This is a genomic window from Agrobacterium sp. A3-95 (genome assembly GCF_053521785.1).
The window spans coordinates 49,046-65,278 of sequence record NZ_JBNWDR010000010.1; the positions used below are offsets into that span (position 1 = coordinate 49,046).

Sequence of the window (16,233 nt, forward strand, 5' to 3'; positions counted from 1 at the left end):
GTCTTTGTGATTTCAGGAACTATCGCCGCTCTGCGCCGGTCTTTTGCGGGCACACGAAAGGCTTCACACGACAGCCTTGCCGGTGGTTTCAATGTCCTGAAATCGGGAAAAATGTGCCTGCGTTACCTCTTGGAGGGTCCGACCGATGTTACGGCTTAGCCGTTACTTTTAGCCATTGACGGCTCGTTCGATCGCAGGCCGTGCTTGCTGATACATCGTGCGGTCATGACGCGGTCCCTTGTTTTGAAATTCGGTTCTTGATGTCTAACGTAGCAGGGTGGCCAGTAGGAGAAAGACCAGTTGTTCTTTTTCTATCGAATTAATGGATTATTTTGCCGCGGTTTCCGAAGGTGGTAGGATCAGCTTTTCCGACGCCCGGAATACGTTGGCGGTGCGATTTTTCCGGCAGTGCCGGAACACCGGTCCCTCACTTATTTTGCAAATGCCATCTTTTCGAAAATCCGCACCGGAGGCGCCTCACCGGCAAAACGTTCGACCTCCACTCTGGTAATCTGACCGGTCGATCCCTGCGCCAGTTTCGAGGTGCCGATGTCGCGCGTCAGGATGTTCGGATTGCCGTGAATGCACATCGCTTGCTCTGCATGCCGGTCATGCGGTTCGAACCACGCACCCGTTGCCAGCTGCATCACGCTGTTGCGCACATCCGTGCTCAGGACGGCTGCGGCGAGGCAGCTGCCACGACTATTGAACAGCCTGATGATATCGCCATCGGCAATGCCCCGGCGGGCTGCATCTTCGGGGTTGATGCGCACGGGTTCCCGGCCCTTAATCTTGGTGGAGCGGCTGAAAGCGCCATAGTCGAGCTGGCTGTGCAGACGCTGATGCGGCTGATTGCAGACCAGATGCAGCGGATAGAGCGCTTCGTCTTCCGGTTTCGTCCTGCCGGGATACCATTGCGGATGGCCGCCGCAATCGTCATAGCCGAAACCCTCGATCGTCTCGGAGAAGATTTCGATTTTACCGGATGGTGTCTTCAGAGGGAAGGCTATGGGATCATCACGGAAGGCACGCGCAGGCCCTCCGTCATCCGGCTTGAGCGGCAGACCTATCTCTCCACGTTCCCAGAACGTTTCGAAATCGGGAGCCTCATGCCCACCGGCGGCAAGCGCCCCACGCGTTGTTTCATAGAGGAAGGCAAGCCATTCCCGGCTGCTACGGCCTTCGGTGAAGGTTTCGAATTTGCCGAGCCGGCGCGCGATCTCGGAGAAGATTTCGTAGTCGTCGTGCGCCTCACCAACCGGTTCGATCAGCTTTTTCATCGCGATCATCAGAGGATCGCGGTCGGCGGCGCCAATGTCGTCGCGCTCCAGAGTTGTCGTCGCCGGCAGCACGACATCGGCATGCCGCGCAGATGATGTCCATGCGGTTTCGTGCACGATGATGGTCTCGGGCCGTCTGAACGCTGCCCGTAGCCGGTTGATATCCTGATGGTGGTGGAACGGGTTACCACCCGCCCAGTAAACCAAGCGGATATCGGGATAGTGCATCCTCTGGCCGTTATAGTGAAATTCCCCACCAGGATTGAGCAGCATGTCGGCAATACGCGCGACCGGAATGAAATCCGCGACCGGGTTTTTGAACTGGTTAAGTGTCGGCAGGGGAACGGCCAGCAGGTTCTTCCCGACATTGCCCAAAGCGCCGAGGGAATAGGAATATCCGCCGCCGTCGAGGCCAATCTGACCGAGCATGGCGGCAAGAACGATCCCCAGCCAGACGGGTTGCTCACCATAATCGGCGCGCTGAAGCGAATGGCTGACAGTGATCAATGTTCTCGCGCGCGCCATGGTGCGGGCGAGTTCCCTAATAGTTTCCGTGCCGATGCCGCAGAGCCCGGAAGCCCATTCGGGGCTTTTCGCCACACCATCGGTCCGGCCGAGTAGGTAGTCTTCGAAACGCTGATAGCCGACGGCATAGCGGTCAAGAAACGCCCGATCGTGCAGGCCCTCGGTGATGAGAACATGCGCAAGTCCGAGCATCAGCGCGACATCGGTACCGGGTATGACCGGCAGCCACTCCGCATTGAGGTCTTTCGGAAAATCGTCTTTTAGCGGGCTGATCAGCACGAATCGCGCGCCGCGTGCACGTGCGCCATTCAGCTTCTGTGGCACGATATGCACGCTGTTGCCGCCGCCATGCACGTCCGTATTCTTGATCGCCATGCCGCCGAAGGCGACGATCAATTCGCTGCTGCGCTCGATTGCATCCCAGGTAACGCTCTTGCGGTCGAAATGATCATAGGGTCCGAGAACATGCGGAATAATGACCATCGCCGCGCCGGAACTATACGTGTTGACGGAGCGCACATATCCGCCAAGCGTATTCAGAAAACGGTGGACCTGACTTTGCGCGTGATGGAAACGTCCGGCGCTCGACCAGCCGTAGGAGCCGCCGAACACGGCCTGTGGGCCGTAATCGCCGTAAACCCTTTGAAGTTCCTTCGCGACGAGGTCCGCCGCCTGCGGCCAATCGACCTCCACATAGTCGTCCGCCCCGCGTATCTGCGCGTTGCCCGGTTTTCCCTCCAGCCAGCCGCGCCTGACCGCCGGACGCCGGATGCGCGCGGCGCTATCGGCGATTGCCGGCAGATTGGCGAGCAAGGGCGAGGGGTGTGGATCGTCCGGATGCGGACGGATATCGAGCTTGCCATTCCGGTAGCTGCCGGAAAAGGCGCCCCAGTGGGAGCTGTGGGTCTTGTAATTATCCATCTGCGAAATCCCGCACGGTCAAAGCGTTTCTCGGCGGCTGGGCAAGTCTTGGCTCGGCAGGATCTTGCCCGGGTTCATGATGCCGGCCGGATCTATGGCGTTTTTGATGATGGCCATGAGGTCCACCGCGTCGCCGTGTTCCTGCCGCAGATAAGCGATCTTGCCGGTGCCAACCCCATGCTCGCCGGTGGAAGTGCCGCCAACCGAGATGGCGTGCTGCACCATCTTCTTGTTGATTGCCGCCACCTCGTCGAGTTCGGCTTGATTTGCAGGGTCTACGGCGAAGACCACATGATAGTTGCCATCGCCGACATGGCCGAGAATGGCGGCGGGCACGCTGCAGTCGCGTAGCAATTCCCGGGTCCTGACGATGCAGCCGCTCAACTCGGATACCGGCACGCAGACATCGGAAGACCAGCCCCTGGCGTTCGGGCGCTGCGAGACCACGGCGTAAAACGCGTTGTGGCGCGCCTTCCAGAGGCGGTTGCGATCTTGCGGCGCATTCGCCCATTCGAAATCCCTGCCGCCATTGTCTTCCACTATGGCAGCGACCATCTCGACCTGCTCCTTCACGCCAGCAGGCGAGCCGTGGAACTCGAAGGCGAGCGTGTCCTCGACCTTGAGGGAAAGACTGGAATAGGCGTTGACGGCCTCGATCAGGCCACGGTCCATTAATTCCATTCTCGCAACTGGAATGCCGAGCTGCACGACCGTAATGGCTGCCGCAACTGCCTGTTCGACGCTTTCGAAGGAGCAAAGTGCAGCCGAGATGGTTTCGGGAATTCCGTAGAGTCGCAACGTCACTTCCGTGATGATGCCGAGCGTCCCCTCGGAGCCGACGAACAGCCGCGTTAGGTCATAACCTGCTGATGATTTACGCGCCCGCCCGCCGGTGCGGATGACCTGGCCGTTCGGCAAGACGACTGTCAGCGACAGCACGTTTTCTCGCATTGTGCCGTAACGCACGGCGTTTGTGCCGGAAGCGCGGGTTGCCGCCATGCCGCCGATGGACGCATTGGCGCCAGGATCGATCGGAAAGAACAGGCCCATGTCGCGCAGGTGCGTGTTCAGTTGCTCGCGCGTGACGCCGGCCTCCACCGTGCAATCGAGATCCTCGGCGCTGATACGGACGATTTTCGACATGCGCGACAGATCGACCGAGACACCGCCACGCACTGCCGTCAGATGGCCTTCGAGGGAAGTGCCGGTGCCGAAGGCGATGACGGGAACACCTTCAGCGGCGCAAAGCCGCACGGCTTCCGCCACATCATCCGTGCTCTCGGCGAAAACGACGGCATCCGGGATCGCTGGCGTATGGTGGGATTCGCCACGGCCGTGTTGTTCCCGCAATGCCTGCGCGGTGGAAAAATGCTCGCCGAAACGGTTGCGCAAAGCGTCCGAGAGAGCGGGAGGCAGTGCGCTCATCGCGATACTCCGCGCGAAGAGGGCGGGAAAAGAGACATGAGAAACTCCACGGGAATGGTCTGGAGAGAGCCATGGCCGGGTTGCGGCCACGGCGTGACAGTCACCCGGTTTTCGGCGGGGATCAGGCGGCCAGTTTTTCGCCCTTGAGATGACGTTCGAGGAAAGGCAGGCTGTCCTGTCCCCAATACAGTTCGTCCTCGTAGCGGAATGTCGGAAGCCCGAACACACCGGCTGCCTTTGCGGCCTCATAATTGGCTTTCCGGATGGCTTCCACGGCATCGCTTCCGCCGCGTTCGTCCAGCGCCGCACCGTCGAAACCAGCTTTGTCAGCGATTGCGCGGCGAACTTCGGCATTGCCAATATCTTCGCCTCCTTCCCAGAAAGCTTCCTGAAGCGCCTTGGTCAGCCTCAACCAGTCCTCGCCCGCATCGATCGCGGCAATGACCATGAAGCCGGCCGGCGTGGGATCGGAAAGGGCGGCGCGATTGTCGAAGTTAAGGGACTTGCCGCGCAGTGCCGCCCATCGCTTCAAATCCTTCGTCCAATAGGCGCGGCGCGCTTCCGGACGGTTGCGTGAGTAGATGGCGCCATTATCCTCGATCAGCGGGATGACATAGGGCCGTATCGTGGCGTTGTGCTCGGCGGCGAGCGCGGCGAAAGGCTCCAGGCCGAGAAAGGCCCAGGGGGAGCCGATGCCGAAGAAGTAGTCGATGGTCTTGGTCATATCTTGTCTCCTGAGAATATCTCGCCGGTGGCGAGATCGAATACCGAGAGCGCACAGTCCCGGGCGATGAGTACGGCATGCGGATCGCGCCCGACCGCGACGGTGGCAAGTGCGCCTTCGTAAAGAAGCGAAAGGTGGGAGGCCGCCTGATCCAGTCGCACCCCCGCGTTCGACATGACGGTCTCGAAAATATCCCGCACCATTCTTTTGTGGGTTCGAGCCACGGTGACGACGCGTTCGGAATCGCCGTGTTCGGCAACCGCGAGTGCAAAGGCGCAGCCCCTGAATTCCGGGCTGTCGGCCTTCTCGTAAAGCCGCTCGAAAATCACCCGCAGTTGGTCCCTTGGATCAATAGTCGCTGTCAGAACATCCTTCAGCGAGCGAATGACACGGTCGTGGCGATCCTGAAGATAGGCCGCGACAAGATGATCCTTGGACGGAAAATGCCGATAGAGAGTAGCTTTTGCGACCTTCGCTTCTTCGATGATGCGGTCGATACCGACCGCCCGGATACCTTCGGTATAAAACAGCGCTCCGGCGGCGGTGAGAATCTGGTCTGGAATGGCTTCTCTCATTTTATCGCTTCAGCTTGGTGGTTTCATGGGAAGAACGGGTCGCACGCATCATTGCGCGGCGGCGAGACCGGTTTTGTCGCGCTCGTGGAGCTGCCCGACAAAAGAGAGGATCGCGTCAAGCGGCACCGCCTTCGAGAAGGCGCCCTGATGCGCCAGCCTGCCGCCAAGAGACTGGATAGCCTCGTTATACGGTGTCGCGACGTTATGCAGACGGCCGAGCAGCACAATCTCACCGTTGAGAAAATCGACCTCGCTGGAAGCGCCCCGGGCAAAGCTCTGCCAGGTCGATTGCTGGCCGGGCTGAATGCCGCTGTTTTGAGCGATGCTCCAGCCTGAAATATCGACAGCCCGTTCAGAGGGAGAGGCGAGATTGTAGCCTGCTACCTCAAGCGTCTGGCGGGCTTCATTGACCAGCGCTTCGGCGATCGATGCTCGCAGATCGTCTTCTCCGTCGAACAGATCCAGCGCATTGCGGACGTTATGAAGCAGTTTTGCCGATTTCCAGCGGCGGATATCGCTGCTGGTTTCCGCAAGATAATTAGCGCGTGTGAGGTCTGCGGCAATCTCCTTCGCCGTTTCGTCGGAACCGGCCGGGAAGCGCCCGATCGTGACCACGCCGACCTGCGGATTGCCGGCCGCCGCAACCGCGCCGGTTTGTGTAAACCGGGCAGGGGTCAGAATACTGGCGCCGTAGACATTGGCGAAGGTCCTGAGCGCCAGCGCTTCCGTCGCCAGACCGTTCTGAAAGGTAACCACCGGCAACTGCGTGGCTGTTAGACCTTCCACGCCGGATACCTGTCGCCATGACCAGTCTGCCAGAGTGGCTGCCGCATCCTGCGTTTTGACGGTCAGCAGCAGGATATCGTCGGGCGCCAGGTCCGGCGGAGCAGATACGTCGAAGGCGTTCAGCCTTATTTGCTGCGTGCCTGAGGGGCGTTGGTAGCTCAGCCCCTGTTCAATGATGGAGGCAATTTGTGCGCCGCGTCCGACCAGAGCATATTTGATGCCGGAAAGCTCGAACTGTGCGGCAAGGCTCGCGCCAACCGCGCCTGCGCCAATGATAACGTATCGTGTCACCTTTTCCTCCAATTCAACCGGGCCGATAATGCGCCAGTATCAATTGCAGCGGTGCGGTTTGCTGGATCGATACGGGATTTCGCTCAACATCGGTCCTCCCTGATGGCGACCAATGATGACAGCTAAACTAGGCATGAGGAGCGCCTCAAGAAAGACAGGTCGTTCTTTTTCTATCTATTTTATAGAAAATAATTCGGCGTAAGGAAAATTTGCGATCACCTTATTCCCGACAGCAGTCCTGGCGCGGCGAAACCCTGGAATAAGCCCCAACGAAGCACACCGTCAGCGCGCGCGGGAGAGCATCAACTCGCCGGGATTTTTCAGGAGGCCGCCTTGAAGAGAACCGTGACGACGGTTCCGCCGTCCTGTCGCGGATCTATCTGCAAATCGCTGTCATGCGCCCTTGCGATCGCTCGAGCAATCGACAGGCCGAGGCCGGTGCCACCGGTCTTACGTGCACGCGACGGCTCTGTGCGCCAGAAGAGTTCGATGCCGTGTGCCTCGATGCCGGGGGGGAAACCCGGCCCCTTGTCTTCGATTGTTATGAAGGGACGTCCTTCCCGGACTCCGGTCGAGCAGAAGAGGCTCTTCCCGCTCGCCGCATAGCGGCGTACATTATCCATCAGGATGAGCAGCAGCTGTTGAAGGCGTTGAGGGTCGCCGCAAATTGGAGCCGTCTGCAGCGACATATCGAGACGAATTCCTGCCTCTTCGAGAAGAGGCCGTGCCGCCTCCGCCACGGCCGCGCATTCGGTAGCGAGATCGAGTGGCCGCATCTCCGTAACGAGACTGTTGGTTTCTGCCAGCGAGAGCGTCCGCAGGTCATCGACGAGACGCGCAAGTCCTTCCACATGGCCGATGAGGTGGCGAATGGCCTGCTTGTCGAGCGGAAAGACGTCATCGGCAATGCCGTGTAAACGGCCTTGCAGGATGGTCAGCGGGGTGCGCAGCTCGTGGGCTACCGCCATGGTGTTGAACTTCAACCGGCGCTCCATCATCTGAAGCTCCTGCGTCAAAGTCTCGAAACTGTCGACCAGAAATCCGACTTCGGCGATGCGGCTCGCCTTGATCTTTGCGCCTCCGCTGAAGTCGCCGGTCGCCATGCGCCGCGCCGCGTCGGCAAGTTCGCCGAGAGGTGCTGCAATGCGCCGGGAGATGAAATAACCAAGCAAGCTGCACAGGAAGACACCGAGCAATCCAAAGAGGAACACCGATTTGAGAAGTTCGCTATCTGCCTGGTCCTCCAGGCCCGGTAAAACCTCGATAAGGGCCTGAAGCTGGCTCTGATCCGGCATCACGCCCCGGTCAATATCCGAGAAAGCCTTGGCGGCATCAGGCGATAGTTGGGCAAGGATGCGCTCCTCAATGGTGTCCGAATACCAGGAAACGCCGAAATAGACCAACGCAACCGCAAAGATGAGCATTGTGGTGATTGTGATCGCCGTCATCGTGCGCAGGCGGAGCCGCCGGAACCTCATGATGTCTGCTCCCTGGCAAGTCGGTAGCCGATGCTGCGCACCGACACCAGATAACCGCCAGCACCGTGATCCGACAGTTTTTTACGCAGATTGGCGATGTGCGTATCGACCGTGCGTGCCAGCGCATCGCTTTCCGGCAGGCAGGCATCCAGAAGATCGGCCCGCTGAAAGGCATAGGTGGGGCGACGCGTCATATGGGCAAGAATTCTGAATTCGCTGAGCGTCAACGGCAGAACGGTTCGTCCCGCATCGCTGCAAACAGCCGCGATGTAAGCTTCGGTATCTATTTCGATGGCGCCGAAACGCAGGATTCCTCCGCCAGTTGGCTGACGCGAGCGTTTTAGAACGGCATTCACCCGGGCGACCATTTCCTGCGGGTTGAAAGGTTTGACGATGTAGTCATCGGCACCCAGGCGCAGACCGGTCAGCTTGTCCATATCTTCGGCAAGGGCGGTGACCATGATGATCGGTGTATCACGCTCCCGCCGTATGCGTGTCAGCACATCGATGCCATCGAGCTTCGGTAGCCCGATGTCGAGAAGAATGAGATCCGGCCGCAGCATGGAGAAATGCGTCATGGCCGTCTCGCCATCCCCGGCTCTAACGGTTCTGTATCCGTCACGAATGAGATAGGCGTCCAGAATCTGCATGATGTCGGGGTCGTCTTCGACGATGAGAATGAGACCTTTGTCCATGCTGACCTTACGAACTTACTGATATTACCGCTTTATTGCCGGGACGCTAAGCCGACGCAAAGCGCCGGGCAAGAGCCGTCTCACGAGATAGATGCGGCAGGCACGCTTTTCCTCTCAGTCTTGGGACTTCCTCCGCAGAACCTTGACATTTCTACAGAAGAAAGCTGGCCATGCACCAGTATCTCTCCCATAAGACCGAACAGAAATGGCCAGGCCGGCCCGAAAAACCGAAGTTCCGCTTTGCCGTCATCCCCACGGCGCGCCAGACTTTCGCATGGGTTTCCGGCAGCCCATCCCTGCTCGCGCTTTCGACCACGCTTGCAATGATGGTCTTCTTCACTGTCAGGCCGGATATCGATCTTGACGCCAGTCGCTGGTTCTGGACAGATGGTTTTCGTCTTGGCGAGGATCAATTCCTGATTTCCGTCCGCGATCTGAACCGCGCACTTCCCGCCATTTTATTGTCCACGCTTGTCTGCCTGCTCCTTGCCACGCCATTTGTCTCCGGCGTGCGGCGTGCCATCCGCCCTCACAAACTGCTACTTGTTCTCACCTTTTATGCGCTTGGGCCGGGTGCGACCGTGCATGTGCTGAAAAACCTGTTCGGACGTGCCAGACCGCGGCATATCAGTGAATTCGGGGCGGATTTGTTTTTTACGCCCGTTCTTTCCCTCGATGGCAGCTGTTCGCGCAACTGCTCCTTTCCATCCGGCGAAAGCGCGTCCGCAATCGCCCTGCTGGCGTTCATCATCTTCCTGCCGGAAAAATTTCGCCTGAGCGCCACGGCGATCTTGATGCCGTTCATCGTGCTTTGCTCCCTAAACAGGGCAGCTATGGGCGCACATTTTCTCTCCGATGTCCTGATTGCATGGCCACTGATGCTCGCCGTGTTCCTCCCACTGCATCGGCTGTTCACGAAGCATGGGGACACAATCGACACTGCGTTTCTGCGCTAATTCATGGGAATACGGCATAGCGCCGAACAAAGGTCATGCCCCGAGCAATAAATTTGTGTCCGGGGTTCGTCCGCCGCCTGTTCAAATCGCACATGCCCGTGCCTGTGGTCTGGTACGGGCATGTGCGGACGAGGACTGCCTTATTTCACTTGGGCTACGACCAGCTTGCCATCCGCACGTTCGGCGATGAACTCGATGTTCGCGCCTTCCTTGAGCTTGGCGAGCAGGGCATCGTCCTTGACGCGGAACACCATCGTCATGGCGGGCATGTCGAGGTTCTTCAGTTCCTCATGAATGATGGTGACTTTCTTGGCGGTAGCGTCGACCTTCTTCACCGTACCCTTGGTGAATTCCTGTGCGAATGCGCCAAAGGGGGCTGTAAGCAACAGAGCGGCTGCAAGGGTAATTTTAACGATTGTCTTCATGGTCAGATTCCTTTTTTCGATTGGTTACTTGGCCGAAACTTTGAGATCGCCGCGCATGCCGGCCTCGTAATGTCCGGGCTTCAGGCAGGCGAATTCGAACATGCCGTCATTGGTGAATTTCCAGATGATTTCGCCGCTTTCGCCCGGCGCAAGGCTGATTGCGTTCGGATTGTCGTGTTCCATCTCCGGGGCCTTTGCCATGGCGGCCTTGTGCTCCAGATTTGCGCTCTGTTCGTCGAGAATGAATTCATGGTCCAGCTCGCCGACATTCTTCACGGCAAAGCGAACGGTCTTGCCCTTCTTGAATTCGAACTTGGCGGGCGTGAACAGCATCTTGCCATCAGGCGTTTCCCTCATGGTGACCTGTATGGTCTGGGTTACCTTGGATTTGTCGCCGGGTTCGCCGATCGCCATCGCTTCATGGCCGCCGCCGTGGGTGCCCGATGCGAAGGCGGGTGTGGCAAGAGCGGTGAGAAGCAGTGCAAGTTTCAGTCTGGTCATCGAATTTTTCCTTGGTTCTGGTGGGGATATGGTCTGCACGATCAGCCGTGTTTCATCGGTTTCGGCGTGATCTGTGTTTTCGGATCATTGGTCTTTTCGGTATCCGGCACGTCGCCGGTCCATTCCCAGGCCTGGGTACCGGGCGGGTTTTGGTACCAGCCGGGATCTGAGTAATCGCCCGCGGAGATGCCTTCGCGGACCTTCACCACGGAGAACATGCCGCCCATTTCGATGGGGCCGTGCGGACCCCAGCCGGTCATCATGGGAACGGTGTTCTCAGGGATTTCCATCTCCATCGCGCCCATATCGGCCATGCCGGCTGTACCCATCGGCATGTATTCCGGCCGCACCTTTCGGATCTTTTCGGTGACGGTCTTCTTGTCGACGCCGATGAAGGTCGGGACATCGTGTCCCATCGCATTCATCGTGTGGTGCGACTTGTGGCAATGGATCGCCCAGTCGCCGACATATTTGGCGTCGAATTCATAGGCCCGCATGGCGCCGACGGGGATGTCGATGCTGACCTCCGGCCACCGGGCCTCGGGCCGCACCCAGCCGCCATCCGTGCACGTCACCTCGAAATCATAACCGTGCATGTGGATCGGGTGGTTGGTCATGGTCAGGTTGCCGACCCTGACACGCACCCGGTCGTCCTTGGAGACCACCAGCGGATCGATGCCCGGAAATACCCGGCTGTTCCATGACCACAGATTGAAGTCCGTCATGGTCATGATTTTCGGAACGTAGGAGCCGGGATTGATGTCGAAGGCGTTGATCAGGAACACGAAGTCGCGATCAACAGGCATGAAGGTCGGGTCCTTTGGATGGACCACGAAAAAGCCCATCATGCCCATCGCCATCTGCACCATCTCGTCTGAATGCGGGTGGTACATGAAGGTGCCGGACTTCACGAGCTCGAACTCGTAGACGAAGGTCTTGCCAACGGGGATATGCGGTTGCGACAGGCCGCCGACACCGTCCATGCCTGATGGCAGGATCATGCCGTGCCAGTGGACCGTTGTATGTTCCGGCAGCTTGTTGGTCACGAAAATCCGCACCCGGTCGCCTTCTACGGCCTCGATGGTCGGGCCGGGTGACTGGCCGTTATAGCCCCAGAGGCGGGCCGTCATGCCCTCCGCCATCTCGCGTTCCACTGGCTCGGCGACAAGGTGGAATTCCTTGACGCCATTGTTCATCCGGAAAGGCAGGGTCCAGCCGTTGAGGGTGACGACCGGATTGTAATCGGGACCGGTAGTGGGGTTGACGGGGGCTTGCGTCGCTGCCGTTTCCATCACGGCCGCTTCCGGCAGGCTGCTATTCGATGTCTTTGCCCAGGCCGCCGTGGAGACCATTGCGGCGCCGACGCCCAGAAAGTTTCTTCTATTGAACATGGTCGTTTCCTTTCTCAGTGTCCGCCACCGCTGCCGCCACCAGTGGCGGCAACTTCGGTCTCCGCGCCTGCCGTACCCGCGCCACCGCCGTAGATGGCGGGCGCAAGGCCGGCTTCCGCGAGCCAGAAGTCACGTTTGGCATTGATGGCGAGCAGGTTCGAATTGACCTTTTCGCGACTGTCGGCGAGCAGTTCGAAGGTGTTGGTGAGCATGCCGTTATAGGTCAGCAGCGACTCCTCCTCGATCTTGGTCCGCAGCGGCACCACGCTGTTGCGATAGTGCCGGGCGATGTCGTAGTTCGAGCGATAGGCCTGATAGGCGGAGCGGGCTTCGGAGCGGATATTGACCGCTTTTTCGGCCAGCAGGTTTGCTGCGCGCATATAGGCGAGTTCGGATTCCCGCATTCTTGCCCGACCGGAATCGAAGATCGGAATGACGAATTCCAGCTCGGCATTGCCGGTCGTCTGTTTGTGTTTTTCGCCGTCTTCAAGTTCGCGTTCGGTCTCGAAGCCGGAACGAAGTTCTAGATCGGTAACGTATCGGGTAGCTTCTGTGAGTTTGAACGACCGGGCGGTCGATTCCAGATCGAGCTTCGCCATCTGCAAATCCACCCGGCGTTGCAGCGCCTCGGCCTCGATCATCTCACGTTTGACGAGATCCTTTGGAAGCTGGGGCAGGCGGTTGGGGATGGAGTAGTCTATGTCCGCGCCCCACAGGCCCATCAGCCTTGTCAGTTCCTCCTTCGCAAGCCGGGCTTCAAGCCGCGCCTTGGCGATCTGGCCGGTCAGTTCGGCATAGAAGACCTGCTCGCGAGCCTGGCCTTCCTTGTTCAGCGAGCCTGCTTCGCCAAGCTTCCTTGCAAGTTCCGAGGCGGCATCCGCGGCTGTCTGGGCCTGCGCCAGCTGGCCGACATTTTCCCAGGCAGCAACCGCCGTGATCCAGGCGCGGCGGGTATCTGCCGCCAATTGCAACGTCTTCAGCGCGGCTGCGAGCTGCGCCTTTCGGAAGCCGGTATCGGCAATCTCGACATTCTGTTTGAGCGTGGCCAGTGCCAGAATATTGGTGACGATCACACCCTCGATCGCCTTGTAGGCCCGGAGCCCCGGAGTGCCGATCCCCGTCAATCCGATGCCGACCCTCGGATTGACCAGCATGGTCGATTGCCAGGCGGTTGCGGCCGATTCACCCAGATCGGCCTAGGCCGCCTGAAGGCCCTTGTTGTTGAGGAGCGCGACCTGAACCGCCGTCTCGACATCGATTGTTTTCGCTGACATCAGCGATTTGACGCGGGTTGCGGTTGCCTGTGCCTCGGCCCGGTTCTGTATCCAGACAGTCTGCTTTCCTGTCGCCTCGGTCGCCCTGGCCGAGACGGTGGTGAAGCCTGCGTTCTTCGAGGTGTAGTCGGCGGCCGTGACGCAGCCGCCAAGAACGAGCGGGACGGAAAGGACAGCCGTGAGTTTGATCACGCGTAGCGTCATGATGCGTCTCCTTTCGGAGCCTGCGCATCGTTCTGGTTTCGCCAGGGCTTCGGGTCCACCGGAGCACGGTGCGAGTAACCTGTGACCGGTGTCTGATAACGCAGAGGGGTGACGCCGAGCGACGGGTTTGCCGCGTCTTCATACGAGGCGGCCTCGTTCATCGAGGATGTGGCTGTGCAGCCGCCCAATAAAAGGGGCGCTGCAACCACGATGTAGATAGGGTTCATGGTAATTTCCGAACAGGAGATGCAACGGCGCGACGGCGCTAAAGCCGTTCACGCACGATCATTGCCCGAGAGGCGGGCTTTGCCTGTTCAGATATTCGGTGGACGGTGAAGCAGCGGGATCTGGCCCACGGTCTTGCTGTCGTCAAGGAAGGAACGGATGGAATTGACGACTGGTCCGCCAAGGGCGTCATGCGCAATCAGCACCGCCATGCCCAGACAGAAATCGTTGCAGCATTCCGGCTTCACGGGCTTTTTGACGCCGCTGTCGTGGTCTGCCGTATCCATATTATGGTGGTCGCTGGACATCATGGCCAAACCGCCATGGTCCATCATCGCGCCGTGATCCATCATCATGGCGGATTGGGTGGTCTGCATTTCCGCGGTATCGGGACCATGCATTGCGGCATTGACGGTGGAAACGCTGTATCCCGCCAGTGACAATATCATCACCAGTCGAAACAGCAGTGCCGTCAATTTCGATGTTCGCAACATCCCACGCATGCCCTGTAGAAGAGCCGCAGTCCTGAAGTTTGTCAATGGATATCGCTCATAACCATCAATAAATAGCACGTCTGCCGGTTCTTAAACCTCACACTGTCTCCATAAAGGCATCGTCGAGAATGAGGAGTTTACGCGCCTGCATGCGGGCATATTCCTCGTAAAAGCCCTGGGATATCCAGAGAGCGGAACGCCCCTTCCGTCCGCTCCAGCCGATGCCGCCGATCAGTTCGGCCGCGTCAAGCTTGCGCCTGACATGGATTCGGGAAAGGGAGAGCGATGCCGCCAGTTGCGATGGTGTTTTCACATCCGTCAGGTGTCTGCCCTGTTCTGTCGGCTTTTCCCAGTCGATCCCGGCGATCAGGCGGTCCATCAGCAGCCCGCCCGCGTCGAACCAGTTGAAGATGATGGAAAGCGGGCCCGGGCAGCGCACTTCCGGATTGGACAGCAGCGCCTGCGCCACGCGCGGATGGATGTGTGCGAGCATGGTTTCGGATCGCTCGATAAACCGAGAGGCTCTGAACCCCTCATCGATGAGGTCCAGCGCCTGAAAATGCACGTCGTACCATTGGGCAAGCATCGCCAGGGTGGACGGTGAAGGCACCACGCCATCGGCCGGCTTTTCGCCGGCTTGGTGCGCCGGTCTTGTCAGGCCGCGTTTCAGCGCCTCTTTGAAGAAGGCATAGGCGACATCATGGCTGGCAATGCCGTGTTGGAGCGCGAGTTGGCCGAAATCTTCCCGCGTCAGGGCGGGTTCGTCCGTTCCGGTCTTGCGCTTTTGAAAATAGAGCGCCAACAGCGCGTGGCAAAGAAGCCGGCTCTGGCGCGTGGCGAAAAGCGCGGTCATGTCGGGCGAACCTTCGTAGAGGGTGATGAAACTTCCCGCCAGCAGCCGTAGTGCTGCCGCGAAAGCACCCGTTTGAAGCAACCGGTCGATTTCGCTGGGTGGTAGCCTGCGGCCAACGGCGGAGGCGTCCGGCAACCCGGAGATCGCGAAATCGAAAAAATTGGTCATGGGCAGCGCTCCTCGAATTGCCGGCACCACCCTCCTTGCGGAGTGTAATGAGGATTGGATGATCCATCGGCCTTACAGGGGTCGGGATGAGGCGTCTTCTCATTGCGCGCAGAGGTGACACTTTTAGGCCGTCGGCATGCCCGTGGCGCGGGCTTCGCCGGGCGTCATGCCATAGGTGCTGCTGAACACCCGGTAAAAGGTTGGAAGACTGTCGAAGCCGCTGCCATACGCGACCTGCGTGATTGTCAGGGCGGGAGATTCCAGCAGCAGGCGTCGCGCTTCCTCGATCCGCATGGAGGCGAGCGTGCGGGAAAAAGACAGCTCCGCGCCTTCGAAAACGACGTGCAGTTGCCGAAGTGAAATGCCCAGTTCCTTTGCCACTGCGGCAGGCGTGAGGTTCTGCCAGGACTTTTTGCGCATCATGATGTCCTGGGCCGCATAACAAAGCCCGGTGCGGAGTGCGGCGCGCACTTCCGGCATTGCAGGCGAAAGCCGTCCACGCGCCGTCATGGCTAATCGAGCGATATGCGTCACATCGCGCACGGGATCGATGAGCCTGCCGCGTTCGGCGTTCAGCGCGTTGAAGAGCGCCCGGAACGGCCGGGAGAAGGCGGTCTTGTCGGCGTAACGCGTGGCGAACAGGTCATCGGCCGGTCGGCCAAGCATGACTTCGTCATCGACAGGGATCTTGAGCATCTTGTAGTGAAAATCCGCCTCACCGCCCGGTATCGCGTCATAGGGCAAGTCCGAATAGTTGATGGTGAAATCACCGCCGCTAACGGCATGGATCCTGTCTCGACCGGCATGCAGCAACCCCGAACCCTTTACCTGCAAGCCAATGCAGAGGCTGTCGCCGGCAATGCGGGCAATATCGGCTTCCGTGCGGTTGACCCGGTAAGAGGAAGCGCGCATTTCGCTTACGACGGCGCCTGCAACAGAGCGCGCCTGAAACGACCCGCTGAAGGCCTGGCGGCGATCCGGCGCAAGCTCGATCGTTACGCCAAACAGGCTTTTGCCGCGCACTTCGCGCCATTGGTCGAAG

At 59.4% G+C, this 16,233-nt stretch carries 15 protein-coding genes and 1 pseudogene; 1 reads left to right on the forward strand and 15 read right to left on the reverse strand.

Annotation, left to right across the window (positions count from 1 at the left end; translation table 11 throughout):
- Positions 1–431: 431 nt before the first annotated feature.
- The 7 genes from ACQZ5Y_RS22765 to ACQZ5Y_RS22795 form a co-directional block, all read right to left on the reverse strand.
- Complete coding sequence (locus ACQZ5Y_RS22765; RefSeq protein ID WP_174060195.1) at positions 432–2,726, reverse strand: molybdopterin guanine dinucleotide-containing S/N-oxide reductase; 2,295 nt, start codon at positions 2,724–2,726, stop codon at positions 432–434.
- Positions 2,727–2,744: 18 nt separating this feature from the next.
- Entirely contained in the window at positions 2,745–4,151 is a 1,407-nt protein-coding gene (locus tag ACQZ5Y_RS22770; protein WP_112290714.1) for an FAD-binding oxidoreductase, read from the reverse strand.
- Positions 4,152–4,272: 121 nt separating this feature from the next.
- Positions 4,273–4,875, reverse strand: a complete 603-nt coding sequence (locus ACQZ5Y_RS22775) for a 2-hydroxychromene-2-carboxylate isomerase (protein WP_112290717.1) — start codon at positions 4,873–4,875, stop codon at positions 4,273–4,275.
- Positions 4,872–5,450, reverse strand: coding sequence for a TetR/AcrR family transcriptional regulator (locus ACQZ5Y_RS22780; protein WP_112290719.1), 579 nt, complete (start codon positions 5,448–5,450; stop codon positions 4,872–4,874). Before ACQZ5Y_RS22780 ends, ACQZ5Y_RS22775 begins: the two co-directional genes overlap by 4 nt.
- A 48-nt stretch (positions 5,451–5,498) precedes the next feature.
- Entirely contained in the window at positions 5,499–6,527 is a 1,029-nt protein-coding gene (locus ACQZ5Y_RS22785; RefSeq protein ID WP_112290721.1) for a 2-dehydropantoate 2-reductase N-terminal domain-containing protein, read from the reverse strand.
- Between the two features lie 320 nt (positions 6,528–6,847).
- The gene (locus ACQZ5Y_RS22790) at positions 6,848–8,005 is read right to left on the reverse strand and encodes an ATP-binding protein (RefSeq protein WP_112290724.1); all 1,158 of its coding nucleotides are present in this window, start codon (positions 8,003–8,005) and stop codon (positions 6,848–6,850) included.
- Positions 8,002–8,700 (reverse strand): response regulator, encoded by a 699-nt coding sequence (locus tag ACQZ5Y_RS22795; RefSeq protein ID WP_115062526.1) that lies wholly within the window; start codon positions 8,698–8,700, stop codon positions 8,002–8,004. Before ACQZ5Y_RS22795 ends, ACQZ5Y_RS22790 begins: the two co-directional genes overlap by 4 nt.
- A gap of 170 nt (positions 8,701–8,870) precedes the next feature.
- On the opposite strand from ACQZ5Y_RS22795, the gene ACQZ5Y_RS22800 reads away from it, so the two are divergent.
- A complete protein-coding gene (locus ACQZ5Y_RS22800) occupies positions 8,871–9,656 on the forward strand; it encodes a phosphatase PAP2 family protein (protein ID WP_013762012.1) in 786 nt (261 codons plus the stop codon).
- Between the two features lie 140 nt (positions 9,657–9,796).
- Here ACQZ5Y_RS22800 and ACQZ5Y_RS22805 read toward each other — a convergent pair whose 3' ends face one another.
- From ACQZ5Y_RS22805 to ACQZ5Y_RS22840, 8 genes and pseudogenes are all read right to left on the reverse strand, one after another.
- On the reverse strand, positions 9,797–10,081 hold the full coding sequence (locus tag ACQZ5Y_RS22805; RefSeq protein ID WP_004431579.1) for a copper-binding protein: 285 nt from the start codon (positions 10,079–10,081) through the stop codon (positions 9,797–9,799).
- Between the two features lie 24 nt (positions 10,082–10,105).
- Entirely contained in the window at positions 10,106–10,582 is a 477-nt protein-coding gene (locus tag ACQZ5Y_RS22810; protein WP_149916417.1) for a cupredoxin domain-containing protein, read from the reverse strand.
- 41 nt (positions 10,583–10,623) lie between these two features.
- A complete protein-coding gene (locus tag ACQZ5Y_RS22815) occupies positions 10,624–11,973 on the reverse strand; it encodes a multicopper oxidase family protein (protein ID WP_149916418.1) in 1,350 nt (449 codons plus the stop codon).
- Between the two features lie 14 nt (positions 11,974–11,987).
- Positions 11,988–13,451, reverse strand: a pseudogene (locus tag ACQZ5Y_RS22820) (TolC family protein).
- A complete protein-coding gene (locus tag ACQZ5Y_RS22825; RefSeq protein ID WP_004431588.1) occupies positions 13,448–13,678 on the reverse strand; it encodes a hypothetical protein in 231 nt (76 codons plus the stop codon). Before ACQZ5Y_RS22825 ends, ACQZ5Y_RS22820 begins: the two are co-directional and overlap by 4 nt.
- A gap of 87 nt (positions 13,679–13,765) precedes the next feature.
- A complete protein-coding gene (locus ACQZ5Y_RS22830; protein ID WP_174060226.1) occupies positions 13,766–14,179 on the reverse strand; it encodes a hypothetical protein in 414 nt (137 codons plus the stop codon).
- Between the two features lie 88 nt (positions 14,180–14,267).
- Positions 14,268–15,191: a hypothetical protein gene (locus ACQZ5Y_RS22835; RefSeq protein ID WP_013762015.1), complete on the reverse strand. Its 924-nt coding sequence runs from the start codon at positions 15,189–15,191 to the stop codon at positions 14,268–14,270.
- Between the two features lie 123 nt (positions 15,192–15,314).
- Positions 15,315–16,214 (reverse strand): helix-turn-helix transcriptional regulator, encoded by a 900-nt coding sequence (locus tag ACQZ5Y_RS22840; protein WP_174060196.1) that lies wholly within the window; start codon positions 16,212–16,214, stop codon positions 15,315–15,317.
- Positions 16,215–16,233: the final 19 nt, after the last annotated feature.